Below are 19,869 nucleotides of genomic sequence, written 5' to 3' on the forward strand. Positions count from 1 at the left end.
CAACACCATGCTGACACACAGGGAGGCAACCAATGTAACAAAGTAAAAGTACCTCAAAATGCGAAAATTAATGACTACTCTCCACAAGGCTGGTCATGTAATAGCGGCTATAAGCGACAAGGCAACCAATGTAACAAAGTAAAAGTACCTCAAAATGCGAAGATTAATGACTACTCTCCACAAGGCTGGTCATGTAATAGCGGCTATAAGCGACAAGGCAACCAATGTAACGAAGTAAAAGTACCTCAAAATGCGAGGATTAATGAGTACTCCCCACAAGGCTGGACATGCAATAGCGGCTTCAAAGCATCGGGTAGTAATTGCATTAAAATGACAGATGGTGAGCTACAAAAAGAAGCTGAATTGAAAAGAAAGCTTGTTGAGTACCAACAACGCCAAAAGGAGAAAGGGCACTGCGAGATCGAATACAAGACCGGTGCCGAAGTTTGTGTAGCCGTATTAGATGGAGAGCTTGACTGCGATGAAAATTACTCTGGGAATTACTATAACAGCTGTGAAGTAAACTTAACTTATAAAGTTGAAACTAACTACTCTGGCAATGCTTATATTGATGCATCCGTAAAGTGTGAAGTTGAAATAGAGTACGAAGGAAAAAATAATTATTACACCGACGATGACTCAGAGACCGAAAGTCGTTCACATTCTCTGTATGCAAATGAGAGCAGTAGACGAACATTTGAATTCGACTTTGACTTTAGCTCTTACGAGGAAATTAATAGTGTAAAAATATCTGGTGCTGGATGCAAAATAAAAGATGTCTATATGTATTAGTTTGAGCCTTAATATTTGTTTTTTAAATTTAAATCCTTGTGGATGAGAAATGTGAAAAAAGAAAATTACCCCTGTAATGAATGAAAGCTATGTAAAATAATCTGCCTCAGACTAACAATTATATCTACTTCGGCTTTTGGCACGGGGCTGCCGTAGCAGCCCACTAACAGTTAGACCTCAATTGACTCAGAAATATCAAGCGCGTCATCCACTTCAATTCCGAGGTAGCGTACAGTGCTTTCCAACTTTTTGTGGCCTAATAAAAGTTGGATAACTCTGAGGTTCTTAGTTTTCTTATAGATAAGATATGGCTTGGTCCTTCGCATTGAATGAGTGCTGTACAGCGAACTGTCCAATCCTAGTTTCTCGATCCAGCCATGAAATATCCGGTTGTACTGGCGGGTCGAGATATGTTCTGCATCAGTAACTCTCGATCTAAATAAATAATCTGATTCTGATAGATTCGCTTGCCTGATCCAAGCGGATAGCGAATCTCTAGTTCCTTGAGTTATCTCGAACTGTACTGGACAACCTGTCTTCTGCTGCACAACGTGAGTTCTGGTAAGCAGCGAACGGCCACACGAAACATCCGATACTTTCAGTTTTACTAAATCACAACCCCTAAGCTTGCTATCTAACCCTAGATTGAAAAGAGCCAAATCTCTTGCTTTCCCTTCAAGTTCAAGGCGTATGCGAATGCCCCAGATATGGGATATCTGGAGTGGCTTTTTCTGTCCTATAATTCGATTTTTATTCCACGGATATGCTTGTTGAACTGCCATGATTAATCTCCAGTTAGTACTGAGACTTAAGTATGGCCGTTAAAAAGAGTAAAAAGCCCGCTAAAAAGCGGGCTCCATATTCACCTCGGTGAGACATCCCACCTGACGTGGAACGTCAGGCTACATCACAAAGCTTACCGATACTCTTCAATGCTCGGGCATGAGCACATCAGGTTACGGTCACCAAATACGTCGTCAATACGGTTTACGGTTGGCCAGAACTTATCGTAACCAACGGCTTCAACCGGGTAGGTTGCCGTTTTGCGATCGTATGGGCGGTCCCATTCTGCATCGGTAATGTCGGCCAGTGTATGCGGTGCATTTACCAGTGGGTTGTTGTCTTTTGGCCATTCACCGGCGGCTACTTTCTCGGCTTCGGCTTTAATGCTGACCAAAGCTTCAATAAAGCGGTCCAGCTCGGCTTTAGACTCAGACTCTGTCGGCTCAACCATAATAGTACCCGCAACCGGGAAGCTCATAGTGGGCGAGTGGAAGCCGTAGTCTTGCAAACGCTTAGCCACATCAATTTCAGCAATGCCGGCGACGTCTTTCATTGGGCGCAGGTCGATAATGCACTCGTGCGCGACACGGTTGTTGCGGCCACGATACAGAATTTTGAAGTGCTTGCTTAGCTTCTCAGCCAGGTAGTTGGCGTTCAAAATAGCGGTTTCTGAGGCTTCACGTAAGCCGCGTCCGCCCATCATGGCAATGTACATCCATGAAATGGTCAGAATGCTGGCACTGCCAAACTGAGCAGCAGACACTGCGCCGTTACCGGCTTTAGGCCCGTCGATATTCACAATGGAGTGATTTGGCAGGAATTCAGCCAGGTGCTGCTTCACGCCAATAGGACCCATGCCAGGGCCACCGCCACCGTGAGGAATACAGAAGGTTTTGTGCAGGTTCAGGTGCGATACGTCAGAGCCAATGTAACCCGGTGAGGTTACGCCAACCTGTGCGTTCATGTTGGCACCATCCATGTAAACCTGACCACCGTAGCTGTGAACCAGGTCACAAATGTCTTTAATGCCTTCTTCGTAAACACCGTGCGTAGACGGATAAGTCACCATAATGCACGACAGGTTCTCGCCCGCTTCTTCAGCTTTGGCTTTTAAGTCGTCCATATCCACGTTGCCGTGCTTGTCACAGTCAACCACTACCACTTTCATGTTGATCATTTGCGCTGAAGCCGGGTTGGTGCCGTGAGCAGAACTTGGAATAAGGCAAATGTCGCGGTGTCCGTCGCCGCGACTTTCATGATACTTCTGAATAGCCAGCAGACCAGCGTACTCGCCCTGCGCACCAGAGTTTGGCTGCATCGACATGTTGTCGTAACCGGTTACGTCAATTAACCATTCAGACAAGGTTTCAACCAGCTCGTAATAGCCTTGCGCCTGCTCTGCCGGGCAGAACGGATGCAACTGACCAAACTCAGGCCAGGTCACCGGAATCATCTCGGCGGTGGCGTTCAGCTTCATGGTGCACGAGCCCAGAGAAATCATGGAATGGTTCAGGGCTAAATCTTTATTTTCCAGCTTTTTAATGTAACGCAGCATTTCGGTTTCTGAGTGATACTCATTAAATACCGGGTGCTGCAAGTACTGAGAAGTACGCACTAAGTCAGTTGGAATAGATTCAACGTCACCGCCAGCAACACGGCTGTCCAGTACGTCGATGTCTAAACCGTGGTTGTCGCCAAACAGAGCGGCAAATAAGTTTTCAACGTCGTCACGCGTTTTGGCTTCGTCCAGGCTGATACCAAACACGCCTTCGCCGTCAACGCGTAGGTTAAGACCCAGCGCTTTACTGCGCGCTAACACGTCTGCAGCGTTTTCTTTCATTTCAAAGGTTAAGGTGTCAAACCAGTGGCTGTTCACCAGCTTCACGCCTTTGTCCTGCATGCCTAAGGCAACAATGTCGGTTAAGCGGTGAATGCGGTTGGCAATACGACGCAAGCCTTCAGGGCCATGATACACAGCGTAAAACGACGCCATGTTCGCCAGCAGAACCTGCGCGGTACAAATGTTCGAGTTCGCTTTTTCGCGGCGTATATGCTGCTCACGGGTCTGCATGGCCATACGCAATGCAGGGCGCCCGCGCGAGTCTTTAGAAACCCCGATAATACGACCCGGCAATGAACGCTTAAACTTGTCACGGGTAGCGAAGAACGCGGCGTGAGGACCGCCGTAGCCCATTGGTACACCAAAACGCTGAGCGTTACCGAACACCATGTCGGCACCCATTTCGCCCGGTGACTTCACCATTAACAGGCTCATTAAGTCAGAAGCAACGGCGACAATGGCCTTTTTCTCCTGCAACTCACCAATTAACTGTTCAATGTTGTGCAGCTGGCCTTGCTTGTCCGGGTACTGCAACAACGCACCAAACACGTCATGATCAGAGGCTTCACGCGCCGGTCCGACAATAATGTCAAAGCCAAAGTATTCGGCACGGGTTTTAACCACGTCAATCGTTTGTGTGTAAACATTGTCAGCAATGAAAAACGCGTTGGATTTTTTGTTTTTAGAAACACGCTTCGCCATAGCCATAGCTTCGGCAGCAGCTGTGGCTTCGTCCAGCAACGAGGCGCTGGCTAAATCCAGGCCGGTTAAATCCATGGTCATTTGCTGGAAGTTAAGCAGAGCTTCTAAACGGCCCTGCGCAATTTCCGGCTGATACGGCGTGTACGCTGTATACCAACCCGGGTTTTCCAGCACGTTACGCAAAATAACGTTAGGCACTACGGTGTCGTAGTAACCCATACCAATGTACGAGGTACAAATTTGGTTCTTTTTCGCGATGTTTTTAAGACGAGCCAGAGCTTCGCGTTCAGTTTGCGGCTCCCCTGTTTGCAGGAACGGTTCACGCAGAATCGCACCAGGCACAGTGTCTTTGGTTAATGCTTCTAAAGAATCTACACCCAGCTCAGCCAGCATGGCTTTTTGTTCATCGGCGCTTGGGCCAATATGGCGGCTAATGAATTCATCGTGGTGCTCTAATTGCGTCAGGGTAGTACTGCTCATTTAACTCAGCCTCGTACATTTATCGGAAATTTATCGAAAACTTATCGGATACAAAAAACAATGAACCCCGGCTAATTTCCGGGGCTCAGGACGCTCTGTGTCATTGGTGCTATGCGCCAATGGCCTCAGTCTTCGTCGATTGAAGCCTCGTAAGTATTTGCGTCCAGCAAGTTGTCCAGCTCGCTGCTGTCATCTGCTTTTATACGGAATAACCAGCCGTCACCGTAAGGGTCGTTGTTAACGGTTTCAGGGGCATCTTCCAGGTCTTCGTTAACCGCAACCACTTCACCGGTCATTGGTGCGTAGATGTCTGACGCTGCTTTTACAGATTCAGCGACAGCAATGTCGTCGCCTGTTGCCACTTTGTCACCTACGTCAGGTAACTCAACAAACACCATATCGCCAAGAAGCTCCTGCGCATGCTCAGAGATACCTACAGTAAAGGTACCGTCGCCTTCGTCACGAACCCACTCGTGAGTTGATGCGTATTTCAGATCTGCTGGAATATTGCTCATATTGCTTTCCTTCTACCCGGGTTACCCGGAATGTATTGAATCTTGTTCGATTATAAAACAGATTGACCGTTTCTGACGAAACCTGGCTTAACCACCTTCACCGGCATTTGTTTTTTACGCATTTCCACTTCCGCTGTATCACCAACACTGGATGGAACGCGAGCCATTGCAACTGAGAAACTAAGTGTAGGCGAGAATGTACCAGAAGTGATGATACCTTCGCCACCCTCAACGGTTACTTTTTGACCGTGGCGCAGTACACCTTTCTCTTCCATTACAAGACCGACTAATTTGTCATGACCTTTCGCTTTTTTCTGCTCTAAAGCTTTACGACCAATGAAGTCACGGTCAGCCGGTTCAAACGCTACGCTCCAGCCCATATTGGCTTCCAGCGGCGTGATGTTCTCGTCCATGTCCTGACCATACAGGTTCATGCCAGCTTCTAAGCGCAGTGTATCACGAGCACCCAGTCCACAAGGAGCCACATCGGCTTTTAGCAGAGCATCCCATAAGCTTTCCAGCTGCTCAGCCGGAACCACAATTTCGTAGCCTTTTTCGCCGGTGTAACCTGTGGTCGCAATAAAGTAATCGCCAACGTCTTTCCCGACAAAAGGCTTCATGCCGTCAATTTCTGCGTACTGCTCTGCGGTTAATACACCCTGGATTTTGTCAGCGGCTTTAGGGCCCTGCAAAGCCAGCATACCCATGTCGTCACGCTCTTTGGTGCTGACATCAAAATCAGCAGCGACTTTTTCAATCCATGCCAGGTCGCGGTCGCGGGTTGCTGAGTTAACAACCATGCGATAAGCAGTTTCTGAGAAGAAATACACAATAAGGTCATCAATAACACCGCCGTTTTCATTCAACATGCTGGTGTATTGTGCTTTGCCTTCGGTTTTTAGCTTGGCAACGTCGTTAGCCAGCAGGTAACGCAAAAACGCCTGAGCCTGTGGGCCTTCTACGTCAACAATGGTCATGTGCGACACATCGAAAACACCGCAGTCACGGCGTACAGCATGGTGCTCTTCAATTTGTGAGCCGTAGTTCAGCGGCATGTCCCAGCCGTGAAAATCAACCATCTTTGCACCCGCTTTTACGTGTGCTTCGTACAGTGGCGTTCTGCTACCCATACCGTGTTCCTTTTCTGTTCACTTTATGTGCGTGTGTATGGGCGCAAATTATAGGCGTGATTCGTTTAAACTTAAAATCAATAATGCTTATAATGGTATTAATTTTTCAAATACCCAGTAATGACTTTATAAAGCGAACCAATGAAACATTTATCCTTAGAAGCCTTACGCAGTTTTAGTGCGGTGATTGAGCTGGGCAGTATGACACTCGCCGGCGAGCGCATGGGGCGTTCTCAGCCAGCTATTAGTCTGCAGCTTAAAAAGCTTGAGCAGCAACTGGGCGTTGCACTGCTAACCCGCCAGGGCAGCGGCTTTGCCCTTACCGCCGACGGTGACGTGCTGTTTGACTACGCCCAGCGTATGTTGGCGCTGAATGACCAGGCCTGGGCGCAGTTCGAGCCGCAACAGGTTAGCGGTAAAGTGCGGCTGGGTATTACCAGTGAATTCGCGTCCAGTTTGCTGCCCAAAGTGCTGGGTCAGTTCGCTCAGGTTTACCCGCAGGTTACGCTGCAAGTGACTTCTGCTTTGAGTAAAGACTTACTGTCCGGGCTAGGGCAACAGTTCGATATTATTCTGGCACTGCGCGAACAAACCAATAAAAGCGATGTTTTGATTCAGCGCGAAGAGCTGGTTTGGGTGGGCTCCCCCGCATTGGTTGAGCAAGCCAGCCTGCCTTTGGTTGTGGCTCCGGAAGGGTGCATTTACCGCCGCCGTGCCGAACAGAGTCTGCAACGGATACACCAACCCTACAGAATTACCTACACCAACACCGACTTCTCAGGGCTTACCGCCGCACTGCACAGCAGTTTGGGAATAACCGTACTGGCCCGTAGCACGGTACCGGACAGTGTTTCGGTAATTGATGCGCTTGCTAATGGAAAGAAATTACCAGCACCTGGGTCAGTCAACGTCATTATGCGCCTGGCCGGCGGCACTTCAAGTGCGGCTTCTCAGTTAGCGGATTATCTGAAAGCGAGGATTTGAACATTACATGCCCGGTCGGATGTCGGGTAGCCTGATGCTATTGCATCAGGTGAGGTGCTTAAATGATCAGATGAGCCGTTCGAATAATAACGCGATGGTGATGGGTTCGATATCTCACCTGACGTGAACGTCAGGCTACGGGAGATGCGCTCCGGGATAGGTGGCGCCTATGGTTGGTACGTACTGGTCAGGGAGTGTGCAGCGCCATGGATGGCGCTGCCCAAGCCCCCCAGGGATGGGTTCACGGGCGGCTCCCAGACCAGTATGTAGCAACCACCGCCACCTAGCCCAGAGCCACTTCGGCTAGCTTGCGCTTTAAAAAGGTGAGTTTGTTTGGCAGTGCGAAAGCCAGAGCGCGTAGGCCTTTTACCACTGGGTTTGCTGTGCCGAAACCACGTTTGAACGTTTCCATTGCCGCTATCATGAGCTGGGTGTCGGCTTTGCGCTCACGCTGATACGCACTCAAGGAGCGGTGCAATTGCGCCAGCGAGGATAAATCCACACCCTCAATTTTCTCGGTTAAGGCTTTCACGTCACCAAAACCTAAGTTTGCGCCCTGTCCGGCCAGCGGATGAATGGTGTGAGCCGCATCGCCAGCCAAAACAATACGATGCTGATACCATTGGCGGGCATACTGCATTCTAAGCGGGAAGGCTTTTATATCAGACACACACTCGCAGGCACCTAATACCCGACCGGATTCTGTTTCCACCTGTTTAGCAAAGCGCTCAGGCGGCTCATTAAGTAAGTTTCTGGCGAGATCTTCATCGGCAGACCAAACAATCGAAACGGTATGAGAGTCAGGCGTTGGCAGAAGCGCCAGTGGCCCTGTGGGTAAAAATACCTGACGAGCCACGCCATTATGCGGTTGTTCCGTGCGAATGTTCGCCACAATTCCTTGCTGCCCGTAGTCCCAGAAGGAAATTGGTAATTCAGCATACTGACGCACTTTCGAGCGACCACCGTCGGCTCCAACTATTAGATCAGCTGACAGTAACCACTCACCAACTTCTATTTCCGCGGGGTGAGACTCATCGCCGCCGTGAACCATTGTCCACTGCTGCGTCTGTAATATCTCCACACCGGCCTGCTCCGCACGTTGCCACAAAAAGTGCTCAACAACGTTGTTTTCAACTATAGCGCCTAGATCTTCGGCGTTAATTTCCTTTGCTGAAAACTCAATGTGCGCCGGGCTGTCTTTGTCCCACACTTGCATGCTCTGGTAGGGGCCGCTTCGGTGTTCCTGCACTAAAGGCCAGGCACCGCAGTCTTTTAATACGCTGCGACTGCGATCATTCAACGCGCTCACCCGTAAAGCCAGCTCGTCAGAAAGTTCAGGCTGCGAATGCCTTTCCAGCACCATTACTCGCCGGTTCTGTTGAGCCAGGCGTATCGCCAGGCTCAGACCAATCATACCGCCACCAACAATCACAACATCTAACTTTTTGCGTTTCATGGTCATGGTTTCATCCCCATGGTTAAGCGTGCAAAGGCGGATTTCAGCGGCGAACAATGCTGCAGTAACATCAGCGCACTATTGCGACCCACAACGGTGGGTAAATAATGGTTGGAGAAACCACGCACAAGGCCGTCGGTCAGCTTAATAATGGCCTGATAGTCGCGTTCGCGGTTCTGCTCGTAGCCTTGCAAAACGCGGAAATGACCGGGGTCATCGGTTGTTGCCAGTAATTCACACAACACTTCGGTATCCCGCAGGCCCAGATTAAACCCCTGCCCGGCTATTGGGTGTAAGGCATGCGAGGCGTTACCAATAATGACACTGCGGTGATGGGTTGAGCGTTTAGCCCGGCGTAAAATGAGCGGATAAAAAACCCGCTTCGATACCCCGGTAAATAAGCCCGCGCGGTAGCCAAAGGCCTGCTGACAACGGTGCAAAAATTCAGTATCTGACCATTGTTCGGCGGCTTCACGCTGCTTTTCGGTAAAGCTCCACACCAATGAGGCCTGCGAATTCTGCATGGGTAACAAAGCAATGGGTCCGGCTTCGGTAAAACGCTCAAACGCCCAGCCATTTAAGGGCTGTTTCATGTCTAAGGTGGCAATGCAGCCAAACTGACCGTAGTCGTAGGTATCGGATTTTAATTCAAGCTGTTCGCGCACTAACGAGTTCTGGCCGTCGGCGCCAATCAGCAACTTAGTCTGTAATTTCTGCGCGTTATCCAGAGTGAGTTCCACGTGCTCCAGATGCTGTCTCAGCGACTCCAGCCGCACACCGGACAACCAGTTTAAATTAGGCTGTTTCTGGCAACTCAGGTATAGGTTATTGACCAGCTCTGAAGCCGAAACCACGCGCCCCAGCGCCTCAACTTTTTCATGCTCCGCGTGTAATTCCGCAGCGCCGGCAAAACCACGATCAGAAATATGAATGTGTTTTATTGGGGTAGTATCAATGCCATCGAGCGCACCAAGGCTTTGTAACCGCTTTGCTGAGGCAGCTGCCAGCGCAATAATGCGTTTGTCAGCAGGCGGGCCTTCTGCGCGAGGTTCACACACCACAATACGCCAGTCCGGCCGCTGCTGCGCCAGCATTAAGCCGGTTAAGGCACCCACTAAGCTGCCTCCGGCTATAACCACATCAGCCTGAGTTACTGGCTTTTCATCCATTCTTCAATCTCTTCAACGGTTTTCGGTACGCCCGCGGTCATGTTGTCAAAGCCATCGGCTGTTACCACTATGTCGTCTTCTATACGAATGCCAATGCCGCGCCACTTTTCATCAACCTCGGCGTCTTCCGGAATATAAATGCCCGGCTCTACCGTCAGCACCATGCCCGGTTTAAAGGAAACCGGCTCGCCTTCACTGTTGCGATAACGCCCCACATCGTGAACGTCCAGACCCAGCCAGTGGCCTAACCCGTGAATAAAATAGGTTTTCCAGCGCTGCTCTTTGAAGTTCTCTTCGGCGTCACCGGTTAAAATACCAAGCTCCGTCAGACCGTCGCTAATGACCCGCGCTGCGGCTTCGCTTGCCTTAACCAGATTGCTGCCGGGCTTTATTTCGGCAAAGGCAGCCTGCTGGGCTTTCAGAACTAAATTGTAAAGTATGCTCTGCGGCTCATTAAACTTCCCGTTCACCGGGAAGGTGCGGGTAATATCGGCGGCATAGCCCTGATATTCCGCACCGGCATCCACTAACAGTAAATCGCCGTCGCGCAGAGCATCGCGGTTGTCGGTGTAATGCAAAATACAGGCGTTTGCACCGCCGCCACTAATAATGCCATACGCCGGATGCAAAGCGCCGTTCATAGCAAACTCATGATGCAACTCTGCCGCTACCTGATACTCGTGCTTACCGTCTTCGACAAAACGCATAATGCGACGAAACGCTCCCGAACTTATACGTGCCGCTTCTTTCATTACCGCTATTTCTGCGGCTGACTTAATTAAACGCATGGCGTCCAAGTCAGGCCGTAAATCAGACAAGCTTTGAGGTGCCAGTTTGCCGCTTCGTCTGGCTTTAACACTCACTTCATCACGAGCTTCGCTGACTAACTCGGCCAGTATTGAGTCTTCGCCCATGGGGTAAAAAACCGATTCAATGCCCTGCAACAATTCGGGTAAGCGCTCGGGCAAGGTATCTAGGTCTTCTGCGCTATCAACAGCTAAGGCTTCAACGGCATTTTCATAACCCAGACGCAACCCGTGCCAAACTTCGTGCTTTGGATCTTTGTCCTGACAGAATAAAACACTGCGTGGGTTGCTGTCGTTGATCAGCAGCAATACAGCGTCCGGTTCGTTAAAACCGGTTAAGTAGAAAAAGTCGCTGTTTTGCCGGAACGGAAACTCGGTATCGTTGCTACGGGTAACTTCACTGCTGGCGGCAACCAGTGCCAGTGAATTGGTCGGCAACAATTGCAATAACTGCTGCCGGCGCTGGTTAAATTCGTCCTGCGGAATAACGTCTTTCATCAACGACCTCAACTCCGTCAGTAATTAATGTAAAGTTTTAGGCGGCTGGTTCGCGGGCTGTTCTTTTCGGCCTAACTCGGTGTAGCACATCATGGCTGAAATACGCAGATACTCGACAATTTCGGTGTAGGCTCGTTCTTCTTCCTCATCACCGTCGTCAGTAAATTCTATTTTTGCCAGCTCGACCATGTCTTCAATGGCTTCTTTCAAGTCACCACTTAAGTTGGTCATATTTTCCTGATTCACACCATAGCCCACTAAAAAGGCGTTAACCCAGCCAGCCAGCGCGCTTAAGCGGTCAGACAACGGCGTGGTGTCTTCAGGTAACAACAAGCGGTAGCCTAAATCTTCGTCGCCCAGCGAGTGCTCAATTTCTTCAGCCTGCTGTTGCAGCAAGTTTTCCAGCTCGACGGGCAAGCCCTGGCCGTCATATGCCAGGTCTGACATTAAGATCATTAATTCATTGCTTTTGGCGTCGCTACCGGTGGCTATTAGCCCGGTTAACATGCCCTGCACTTCCGATGCACTTGGCGTCATATCGTATTGAGCGTAAAGCTCAACTAAACGGTCATAATTAAAACGTGTCGACATTCACATTCTGCCTTTGGTTAATCTTGCCCTAATCCTAACACTGGCTTTACGTAATCGCTAGCTGACAAACACCGGTAGCTCATGCCATAATGCCGTTATCAACGCTGTTGAGTCAGTTGCAAGGAGTCTTTGAATGACCGCAAAAACCATGGATATAAAATTGCTGGAACGTAATTACAAGGTCGCTTGTCCCATTGGGCAGGAGAGTGCGTTACAGCAAGCGGCGGATGCGCTTAATGAAAGGCTTGAAGAAACCAAGGAACGGACCCAACTGACCAATGTGGAACAGATAGCAGTAATGACAGCCCTGAATTTGTGTCATGAATGGATTCAGGATCAAAATGAACAGTCTGCAAAAACTGCTAAGCTGGAAGAAAAAATTCAGTTGCTTCAGGCAACCATTGAACAGGCTATGAGTGAGCAACGCTCACAACGTAATCGTTAACGGTTAACCTAAAGCAACAATGTAAACCCTTTTGCGGTTTCCTGGGGTGTTTGCCAGCAGGCTTATGTCCCTGAGCCGATGCTTGTATTAAAAGGGGATCACTGGCCTGCCATGAGCAAGCCCGGCTTGAACCGGGAAGCCTACGGCAGATACCATTTGCTCCCCGCCTTGAACCAATGGGTTCAAGGGCTACAGCCAGCAGCGGCACCTTGGGAAGCCACCCTCATTTTTGGCGATCCGCCTTTTCTTCAGCAACAATGGCTTTAACGTCCTGCAACAGTTGCTGAGCATCGAAAATAATACCGTCTTTAATGGTATACTGAATACCTTCGGTACGCATTGGCTGATTATTATCATCCAGTTTAAAATGCCCGGTGCCATACAGCACTTTAAAGTTGTCCATCGGGTTTTCGTTCACAATGACCATATCGGCTTTTTTACCAATGGCCACCGAACCAATGTCGTCTTCCATATTCAGTGCTTCAGCACCCGCCAGGCTGGCAGCATGAATAACCTCTAACGCGTTTAAACCCGCTTCACGCAGTAATTCCAGTTCACGGATGTAACCAAAGCCATAAATTTTGTAGATGTAGCCTGAATCCGAGCCGGTGGTAATACGGCCACCGTTTTCATGGAAGTCCTTCAAAAACGTCATCCATTTCTGATAGTTCTTTTTCCAGGCAATTTCGTTGTCCGTGGTCCAGTCAAACCAGTACGAACCATGCGCATAGCGGCTGGGTTCAAAAAAGTCCCATAACCGGGGCAGAGTATATTCGTCATGCCAAATGGCCTGACGCTCACGCATTAGGTCACGCGAGGCTTCGTAAATGGTTAAGGTGGGGTTAATGGTAAAGTCGAGTTCAATGAGTTCGTCACGCACCGCGTTCCATTTTTCAGAGCCCGGCTCTGCCGCCTGCTTCCATAAGCGCCCGGCTTCTTCAAAACGGTTTTGTTCGTTGTTGTAATTATAATCTGCCGGGTAGTCCTGCACGCGCTGCTCTTCAAACAAGGCTTCCGGCAAACCATACCAATGCTCCATTGAGGTTAAGCCTGAACGTGCTGAATCTAATGCGTTCATTGACATCACATTAAGCTGCGCATGATGCATCATAGTGCCTAAGCCCTGCTTGTTGGCTTCGTCCAGCGCCGCTTCCATAACCTTACGCGAAGCACCGAAAAACTTAATGCCTTTTGCGCCCTGGTCTTTTATATAACGAACCCACTCGCGTGCCTGTTCGCCATTATAAATGGGCTTATCCCAGCCTTGTCCAAAACCAACGTAGGGAATAATTCGCGGCGACGTAATGCGGTTGTCCGCAGCGCGTTTCTCATGCCACTGAACCCAGTCCAGGCCATTAAAACTGCCCGGCTCTCGAATGGTGGTAATACCATGTCCTAACCATAGCTTCAGCACGTATTCCGCCGGAATGCCTTTTGCCGAGCCGCCAATGTGCCCGTGCATATCGACAAAGCCGGGCAGAATGTATTTGCCGCTGACATCCAGTTCTTTGTCGTTAGCGCCCGCTTCGGGCCGCCCTTCCGGCTTAATTGGCACGCCTGGGTTACCCACGCTGACAATATTCACGATACGGTCGTTCTCAATGACAATATCCACCGGGCCAAATGGCGGCGCACCTTCACCGTTAATTAATGTGCCGCCACGTAAAATAAGGCGTTCGTATGGACCTTCGCCACGGTCACGTTCCGGGGCTTTAGGTGGCGCTTGCACAGCATAGGCTGCAACCGTAAAAGCCATGGCAACCATGGCTAAAGCTATCGTTTTTATTGTTTTCATCGGTTATCCTCAGACCATTCTTCAGCGTTTTTCTAAAAGCAGACTCTAGCATGACCCGACACAATCTCCGACGCAAGTTACAGCAGATTCGCCGCAATTTACCCGCCGAACAGCAACAGACGGCGGCGCGCGAGGTTGCCAACAGACTGCAACAGCGTTTAAGTCATCTGCAACCAGAACAAACCACAGTAGCCGTATATAAAAGTTTTGACGGTGAACTGCCGACCTTTCCCGTTATTGAAACACTGTGGCAACTGGGGTTTAACACCGTTTTGCCGGTGCTTCACCCTTTTGCTAAAGGTCATTTGCTGTTTTTACGCTATACTCCTGATACCCCAATGACGCTCAACAAGTACGGTATTCAGGAGCCCGAATTAAACGTACAGAACGTGGTGCCGCTATCGAACATTCAGATACTGCTGATGCCTCTTGTCGGATTCGATCAAAACGGTAACCGGCTGGGTATGGGCGGCGGCTATTATGATCGCACTCTGGCTCAATGGCACAACGGTTATCAACCCAACTTATCACCCGTAGGGTTAAGCTATAACGAACAACTGGTTCAAAGCATTCCTGTCGAGAGCTGGGACATTCCATTGCCGGAAGTGATAACACCGGCAAAACACTGGCGTTTCTGAAGCAAAGAAACGTCGATAAAAACCAACAAATTCCTTATACTGGCGTATAAAAAACAAACGGAGAAAAACGCTCATGTCAGGCAACGCTGATGCACTCAAAAAAGCGGCAGCAGAAGCTGCTATGCAATACATTGAAGACGGCACTGTGGTCGGAGTCGGCACCGGCTCAACGGTAAACTTTTTTATCGATGCCCTGGCCGAACGAAAGCATGACATAGAGGGTGCGGTATCCAGCTCTGAAGCCTCAACCGAGCGCCTGAAATCGCACGGCATTGAAGTGTTTGAGCTTAACTCGGTTGTGGAGGTACCCATTTACGTAGACGGGGCTGACGAAATTACTGAGCACGGTCAAATGGTTAAAGGCGGCGGTGGCGCATTAACGCGCGAGAAAATTATTGCCGCAGTAGCCAGGAAGTTTGTTTGCGTTGCAGATGAAAGCAAAATGGTTGGCCGCCTGGGTCAATTCCCGGTGCCGGTTGAAGTTATTCCCATGGCGCGCTCTTACGTTGCCCGTGAAATTGTGAAACTGGGCGGCGACCCGGTGTGGCGTCAGGGTTTTACTACCGACAACGGCAACTGGATCCTCGATGTGCATAACTTCGATATTATGGAGCCAATGAAACTTGAAGCTGAGCTGAATAATATTGTCGGCGTGGTCACTAACGGGCTGTTTGCCCAGCGCGGCGCTGATATCGCTTTAATTGCTCGTGAAGACGGAGTACAAACCCTGAAGGTAAGTGGCTAATGCAGATATCCCTGGCAAAAGACAAAATCAAAGTTTTGCTGCTGGAAGGCGTTCACGAAAGCGCCATTCAGCTATTTCGGCATCATGGCTATCATAATCTGGAAATACTGCAGACTTCGCTAAGCGAAGACGAGCTGTGCGAAAAAATTAAAGACGCCCATATTCTGGGTATACGCTCGCGCAGCCAGTTAAACGACCGTGTGTTTGCCGCTGCCGAAAAGCTCATTGCCGTGGGTTGCTTCTGTATTGGTACCAATCAGGTTGATTTAGAAGCGGCAAAAAAGCACGGTGTTATTGTTTTTAATGCGCCATTTTCAAATACCCGCAGTGTTGCTGAGCTGGTTTTAGCCGAAATTATTATGTTGTTGCGCGGCATTCCGGAAAAAAATGCCGTAGCCCACGAAGGCGGCTGGCTGAAGTCGGCTAAGCAGTCTTATGAGGCACGCGGAAAGATACTGGGCATCGTCGGCTATGGCCACATAGGCAGTCAGCTCAGTGTTCTGGCCGAGCAACTGGGCATGCATATTCGTTACTTTGATATTGAAGACAAACTGCCTATGGGCAATGCTCAGTCGGTAGCCACGCTGGACGACTTGCTGGCACAGGCCGACATCGTCACTATGCACGTACCGGAAACTGAACAAACCCAATGGATGATAGGCCGCCGCCAAATTGAGCGGATGAAGCCAGGTAGCCTGCTGATTAACGCTTCGCGCGGAACGGTTGTAGACATCGACGCTCTTGCCGAAGCCTTGTCGTCACGGCACCTGGCCGGCGCGGCTATTGATGTGTTTCCGGTTGAACCTAAAGGTAACAGCGATGAGTTTCTGTCGCCTTTACGCGGCCTGAAAAACTGCCTGTTAACACCCCACATTGGCGGCTCAACCTTAGAAGCTCAGGAAAACATTGGCGTTGAAGTAGCCGGAAAACTGGTGCGTTATTCCGATAACGGCTCAACCCTGTCTGCGGTGAACTTCCCCGAAGTTAGTCTGCCGACACACGCAACAGCACAACGCCTGCTGCATATTCATAAAAACCAGCCGGGTATGCTAAACGCTATTAACCGCATTATTAGTGACAACGAAATTAACGTGGTTGGTCAGTACTTACAAACGGATGAGAACGTTGGCTACGTGGTGATGGACATCGACAGCGATAACGGTGCCGATGTACTACAGCAACTGAAAGACATTCCGGGCACGATTCGTGCCCGGCGCTTATTCTAGTCTTTTTTACCCATAACCGTGCGTTCCATGCTCTCTGGTGAGACATGGCGCACGTCTTTGCCTTTCACAAAGAAGATAATGTACTCGGCAATGTTCTGACAACGGTCGCCAATACGCTCTAAAGAACGTGCAGACCACAGAACATTCATGATTTTTGGAATAGAACGAGAGTCTTCCATCATGTAAGTCATAAGCTGGCGTGTCAGCGCTTCATATTGACGGTCAGCCTGTTCGTCCTGCTGATGCACGTCATAAGCCGATTCAAGATCCATGCGCGCGAAAGCGTCCAGAACTTTATGCAACATGCTTAATACTTGCTGCCCAAGGTTTTCCAGACTCACCAACAGCTGCTGCTGGTCGTTATTGAAGCTTTCTTTCGCAACTTTAGCAATGCGCTCGGCTTCATCGCCAATACGCTCTAAATCAGCAATGGTTTTAATAATAGCAATAACCAGACGCAGGTCACTGGCAGCCGGCTGACGCTTAGCAATAATATGCACACACTCTTCGTCAATCTGCACTTCCAGCTTATTGACTTTGTGGTCACTGCTCAGCACTTTTTCGGCCAGCTCGGCGTCGCCTTTTTGAATTGCTAAAAGTGAATCCTGTAATTGCTTCTCAACCAGGCCACCCATGCTCAATACACGGTTACGCACAGCCTCAAGTTCCTCGTTGAACTTGCCGGAAATGTGCTTGTTCATATTCATCTTATCCATGACACTCTCCTTAACCGTAACGACCGGTAATATAATCTTCTGTTTGCTTCTCAGACGGGGTCGTAAACAGAGTATCAGTATCGGCGTACTCAATCAGTTTACCCATATACAAAAACGCTGTCTGGTCTGAAACGCGCGCGGCCTGCTGCATGTTATGCGTAACAATTACCACGGTATATTTGTCTTTCAAATCGGTGATCAGCTCTTCAATGGTCAAAGTCGAAATAGGATCCAAAGCTGACGTTGGTTCGTCCAGCAACAGAATTTCCGGCTCAATGGCAATAGAACGCGCAATAACCAGACGTTGCTGCTGACCACCTGACAAACTGAACGCACTGGCGTTTAGGCGGTCTTTTACTTCGTCCCATAAGGCTGCGCCACGCAGTGACGTTTCTACCGCTTCGTCCAGCACCCGTTTGTCTTTTACACCCTGTAAGCGTAGACCATAAACCACATTCTCATAAATAGACTTAGGAAACGGGTTCGGGCGCTGAAACACCATACCAACACGACGACGCAGCGCTGCTACATCAACGTTCTTGTCGTAAATATTGTGGCCGTGCATATCAATCTGACCTTCAATACGACAAATTTCAACCAAGTCGTTCATGCGGTTAATGCAGCGCAGAAGCGTTGACTTACCACAACCCGATGGCCCGATAAACGCGGTTACGCGGTTATTCGGAATGCGCATAGAAATGTCATACAACGCCTGATCTTCACCGTAGTAAAGATCCAGGTTTTTAATATCTAAAGCAGTCTGTTCTGCTGGCAAGTTGTGTAAGTCCAGCTTTTCTAAGTTGCTTGTACTCGGATTTACCGAAATCATAAGTTCAGACCTTTTCGCTAATTCATCAAAACTGTCGTGTTCAACTGTCGCGTTCAACATTAATGCTCAAGTGAGCGGTATTTTTCACGTAAGTGGTTACGTACGCCAATGGCTGTTAAGTTCAAACCGACAATAACGGTTATCAACAAGAAAGACGTAGCGTAAACCAGCGGCCGGGCAGCCTCGACGTTCGGGCTCTGGAAGCCTACGTCGTAAATATGAAAGCCCAGATGCATAAATTTTCTGTCCAGATGGAAGTAAGGAAAGTTTCCGTCCAGCGGCAACATAGGCGCCGACTTAACCACACCCACCAGCATCAATGGTGCAACTTCACCTGCAGCACGGGCAACGGCCAGAATCAAACCGGTCATAATAGCCGGTGACGCCATAGGCAGAACAATGCGCCAAATGGTTTCCCACTTAGTGGCACCTAAAGACAAACTGCCTTCGCGCAACGAGGGTGGAATACGAGACAAACCTTCTTCGGTCGATACAATTACCACCGGCAACGTCAGAATAGCCAGAGTTACCGCAGACCACAGGACGCCTGGCGTACCAAAGGTCGGGCTGGGCAAGGCTTCCGGATAAAACACCTGGTCGAGACTACCGCCCACCATGTAGACAAAGAAACCTAAACCAAACACACCATAAACAATAGATGGCACACCCGCGAGGTTGATAACCGCTATACGAATCAGCTTGGTTACGGCGTTTTTACCCGCGTATTCGTGCAAGTAGACGGCCGCAATAACACCAAAAGGCGTCACAATAATCGACATTAACAGCACCATGAACACGGTACCGAAAATTGCCGGGAACACCCCGCCTTCGGTATTCGCTTCGCGAGGTGGCTCTGACACAAACTTACCAATTTGCTGGAAAAAGTGCCCTACTTTTGAGAAAAAGCCCATGTCGTTAGAGAAGTTCACATCCAGCACCTGATACATCGGTACTTTAATTTCCTCACCGCGCATGTCGCGCATAATTAATGAATCACGACCCGCTTTATCGCGCAGTGCAAACAGCTCTTTTTCATACTCAAGATACTCGTTATGCAGCTCTTCGCGACGACGTTCAATGTCGTCCATGGCTTCCTGAGTTAAGTTCCCCTCAAGCTCAAGACTGCGGCTCTCAAGATTGAGCTGGTTTAGTTTGTAATTAACCGCACCTATTTCGCCTTCCTGCAGCGCCATGGCTTCTTCATTAAGCTCTACCGCTCGTTCCATGCGTTGAAACAGCTCTTCACGCAAGTTGCCTTGTGTCGCAACTCGCTCCCCCTGCTGTTCAATCGCAACTGGATAACCATAAAAGTTACCATCTTTGGTTCGTTCAATAACGGCCAGATCAATTGGCGTTTCGTCCGCACGAATCGCAGGCCCTAACACCCAGGCAAAATCGAGAGGCACATACTCACGATTACCAATTTTCATTAGGTAACGAGTCACTTCCTCTTCTTCATAGCCGTCCATGATAGTGCCGGCGTCACTCACTCGTGAAGTTGGCACCGACTCGCTTTCATAAATTTCGCCAATTAACGTACGCGTTGAACCGTCAGCCTGTTCAATAGACATTTCGTGAATAGCTGAAGGCCAGAAAAAAGACAGCCCGCGCCAGCCAATCATAAGCACCAGCCCGATAACGGCTATCAGACTGATACTAACTGAACCGGCGGTTAACCAGATCCAGGGCTTTCCGGATTTAAACCATGTATTCATTGCTATAAACCTCT

The 19,869-nt window shown here is 49.4% G+C and carries 18 protein-coding genes and 1 other RNA gene; 7 read left to right on the forward strand and 12 right to left on the reverse strand.

All coding sequences use genetic code 11. The features are described from left to right. Positions 1-792, forward strand: a 792-nt coding sequence (locus tag B2U97_RS11420) for a hypothetical protein (RefSeq protein ID WP_286824337.1), incomplete at its 5' end; no start/stop codon positions are given. Between the two features lie 170 nt (positions 793-962). Here B2U97_RS11420 and B2U97_RS11425 read toward each other — a convergent pair. The 4 genes from B2U97_RS11425 to gcvT all read right to left on the reverse strand — a co-directional run bounded on the left by B2U97_RS11425 (position 963) and on the right by gcvT (position 6,242). After that, on the reverse strand, positions 963-1,574 hold the full coding sequence (locus B2U97_RS11425; protein WP_088767559.1) for a tyrosine-type recombinase/integrase: 612 nt from the start codon (positions 1,572-1,574) through the stop codon (positions 963-965). Positions 1,575-1,708: 134 nt separating this feature from the next. Next, positions 1,709-4,597 carry an aminomethyl-transferring glycine dehydrogenase gene (gene gcvP, locus B2U97_RS11430; RefSeq protein WP_110014099.1) on the reverse strand — a complete coding sequence of 963 codons (2,889 nt, stop codon included), beginning with the start codon at positions 4,595-4,597 and terminating at the stop codon, positions 1,709-1,711. A gap of 125 nt (positions 4,598-4,722) precedes the next feature. Beyond that, on the reverse strand, positions 4,723-5,112 hold the full coding sequence (gene gcvH, locus B2U97_RS11435; RefSeq protein WP_153849677.1) for a glycine cleavage system protein GcvH: 390 nt from the start codon (positions 5,110-5,112) through the stop codon (positions 4,723-4,725). Between the two features lie 50 nt (positions 5,113-5,162). Beyond that, positions 5,163-6,242 (reverse strand): glycine cleavage system aminomethyltransferase GcvT, encoded by a 1,080-nt coding sequence (gcvT, locus tag B2U97_RS11440; protein WP_286824356.1) that lies wholly within the window; start codon positions 6,240-6,242, stop codon positions 5,163-5,165. Between the two features lie 141 nt (positions 6,243-6,383). Between gcvT and B2U97_RS11445 the strand changes: the two genes are divergently transcribed. Next, positions 6,384-7,226: a LysR family transcriptional regulator gene (locus B2U97_RS11445; protein ID WP_286824357.1), complete on the forward strand. Its 843-nt coding sequence runs from the start codon at positions 6,384-6,386 to the stop codon at positions 7,224-7,226. A 283-nt stretch (positions 7,227-7,509) separates the two neighbouring features. On the opposite strand, the gene B2U97_RS11450 is transcribed toward B2U97_RS11445, so the two are convergent. Genes B2U97_RS11450 through B2U97_RS11465 form a run of 4 tightly spaced genes read right to left on the reverse strand, consistent with a single transcriptional unit; the run spans position 7,510 to position 11,746 of the window. After that, positions 7,510-8,688, reverse strand: coding sequence for an FAD-dependent oxidoreductase (locus B2U97_RS11450; protein ID WP_286824358.1), 1,179 nt, complete (start codon positions 8,686-8,688; stop codon positions 7,510-7,512). Next, positions 8,685-9,851, reverse strand: a complete 1,167-nt coding sequence (gene ubiH, locus B2U97_RS11455) for a 2-octaprenyl-6-methoxyphenyl hydroxylase (protein ID WP_286824360.1) — start codon at positions 9,849-9,851, stop codon at positions 8,685-8,687. The genes B2U97_RS11450 and ubiH overlap by 4 nt, the downstream gene beginning before the upstream one ends. Next, complete coding sequence (gene pepP / locus B2U97_RS11460) at positions 9,833-11,155, reverse strand: Xaa-Pro aminopeptidase (protein ID WP_286824364.1); 1,323 nt, start codon at positions 11,153-11,155, stop codon at positions 9,833-9,835. The genes ubiH and pepP overlap by 19 nt, the downstream gene beginning before the upstream one ends. 24 nt (positions 11,156-11,179) lie before the next feature. Then, complete coding sequence (locus B2U97_RS11465; RefSeq protein ID WP_011235327.1) at positions 11,180-11,746, reverse strand: UPF0149 family protein; 567 nt, start codon at positions 11,744-11,746, stop codon at positions 11,180-11,182. Between the two features lie 133 nt (positions 11,747-11,879). On the opposite strand from B2U97_RS11465, the gene zapA reads away from it, so the two are divergent. Both zapA and ssrS read left to right on the forward strand, forming a co-directional pair. Then, positions 11,880-12,191 (forward strand): cell division protein ZapA, encoded by a 312-nt coding sequence (gene zapA / locus B2U97_RS11470; RefSeq protein ID WP_011235328.1) that lies wholly within the window; start codon positions 11,880-11,882, stop codon positions 12,189-12,191. A 35-nt stretch (positions 12,192-12,226) separates the two neighbouring features. Further along, a non-coding RNA gene (gene ssrS / locus B2U97_RS11475) (6S RNA) lies at positions 12,227-12,411 on the forward strand. A 3-nt stretch (positions 12,412-12,414) separates the two neighbouring features. On the opposite strand, the gene B2U97_RS11480 is transcribed toward ssrS, so the two are convergent. Then, a complete protein-coding gene (locus B2U97_RS11480; RefSeq protein WP_286824368.1) occupies positions 12,415-13,986 on the reverse strand; it encodes an amidohydrolase family protein in 1,572 nt (523 codons plus the stop codon). A gap of 50 nt (positions 13,987-14,036) precedes the next feature. On the opposite strand from B2U97_RS11480, the gene B2U97_RS11485 reads away from it, so the two are divergent. From B2U97_RS11485 to serA, 3 genes are all read left to right on the forward strand, one after another. Beyond that, on the forward strand, positions 14,037-14,624 hold the full coding sequence (locus tag B2U97_RS11485) for a 5-formyltetrahydrofolate cyclo-ligase (RefSeq protein WP_286824370.1): 588 nt from the start codon (positions 14,037-14,039) through the stop codon (positions 14,622-14,624). 73 nt (positions 14,625-14,697) lie between these two features. Continuing rightward, positions 14,698-15,369, forward strand: a complete 672-nt coding sequence (gene rpiA / locus B2U97_RS11490) for a ribose-5-phosphate isomerase RpiA (RefSeq protein ID WP_011235331.1) — start codon at positions 14,698-14,700, stop codon at positions 15,367-15,369. Continuing rightward, the gene (gene serA / locus B2U97_RS11495) at positions 15,369-16,595 is read left to right on the forward strand and encodes a phosphoglycerate dehydrogenase (RefSeq protein WP_286824377.1); all 1,227 of its coding nucleotides are present in this window, start codon (positions 15,369-15,371) and stop codon (positions 16,593-16,595) included. Before rpiA ends, serA begins: the two co-directional genes overlap by 1 nt. Here serA and phoU read toward each other — a convergent pair. From phoU to pstA, 3 genes are read right to left on the reverse strand one after another with little or no spacing between them, the layout of a single operon-like run. Beyond that, the gene (phoU, locus tag B2U97_RS11500; protein ID WP_034822281.1) at positions 16,592-17,311 is read right to left on the reverse strand and encodes a phosphate signaling complex protein PhoU; all 720 of its coding nucleotides are present in this window, start codon (positions 17,309-17,311) and stop codon (positions 16,592-16,594) included. The two genes, serA and phoU, sit on opposite strands and share 4 nt — an antisense overlap. Positions 17,312-17,321: 10 nt before the next feature. After that, on the reverse strand, positions 17,322-18,140 hold the full coding sequence (gene pstB / locus B2U97_RS11505) for a phosphate ABC transporter ATP-binding protein PstB (protein WP_034822279.1): 819 nt from the start codon (positions 18,138-18,140) through the stop codon (positions 17,322-17,324). 59 nt (positions 18,141-18,199) lie between these two features. Beyond that, a complete protein-coding gene (gene pstA / locus B2U97_RS11510) occupies positions 18,200-19,855 on the reverse strand; it encodes a phosphate ABC transporter permease PstA (protein WP_286824384.1) in 1,656 nt (551 codons plus the stop codon). Positions 19,856-19,869 lie beyond the last annotated feature (14 nt).

Origin of the sequence: Idiomarina sp. UBA3176, from assembly GCF_002364295.1 — a bacterium.
Taxonomy (GTDB): Bacteria; Pseudomonadota; Gammaproteobacteria; order Enterobacterales; family Alteromonadaceae; genus Idiomarina; species Idiomarina loihiensis.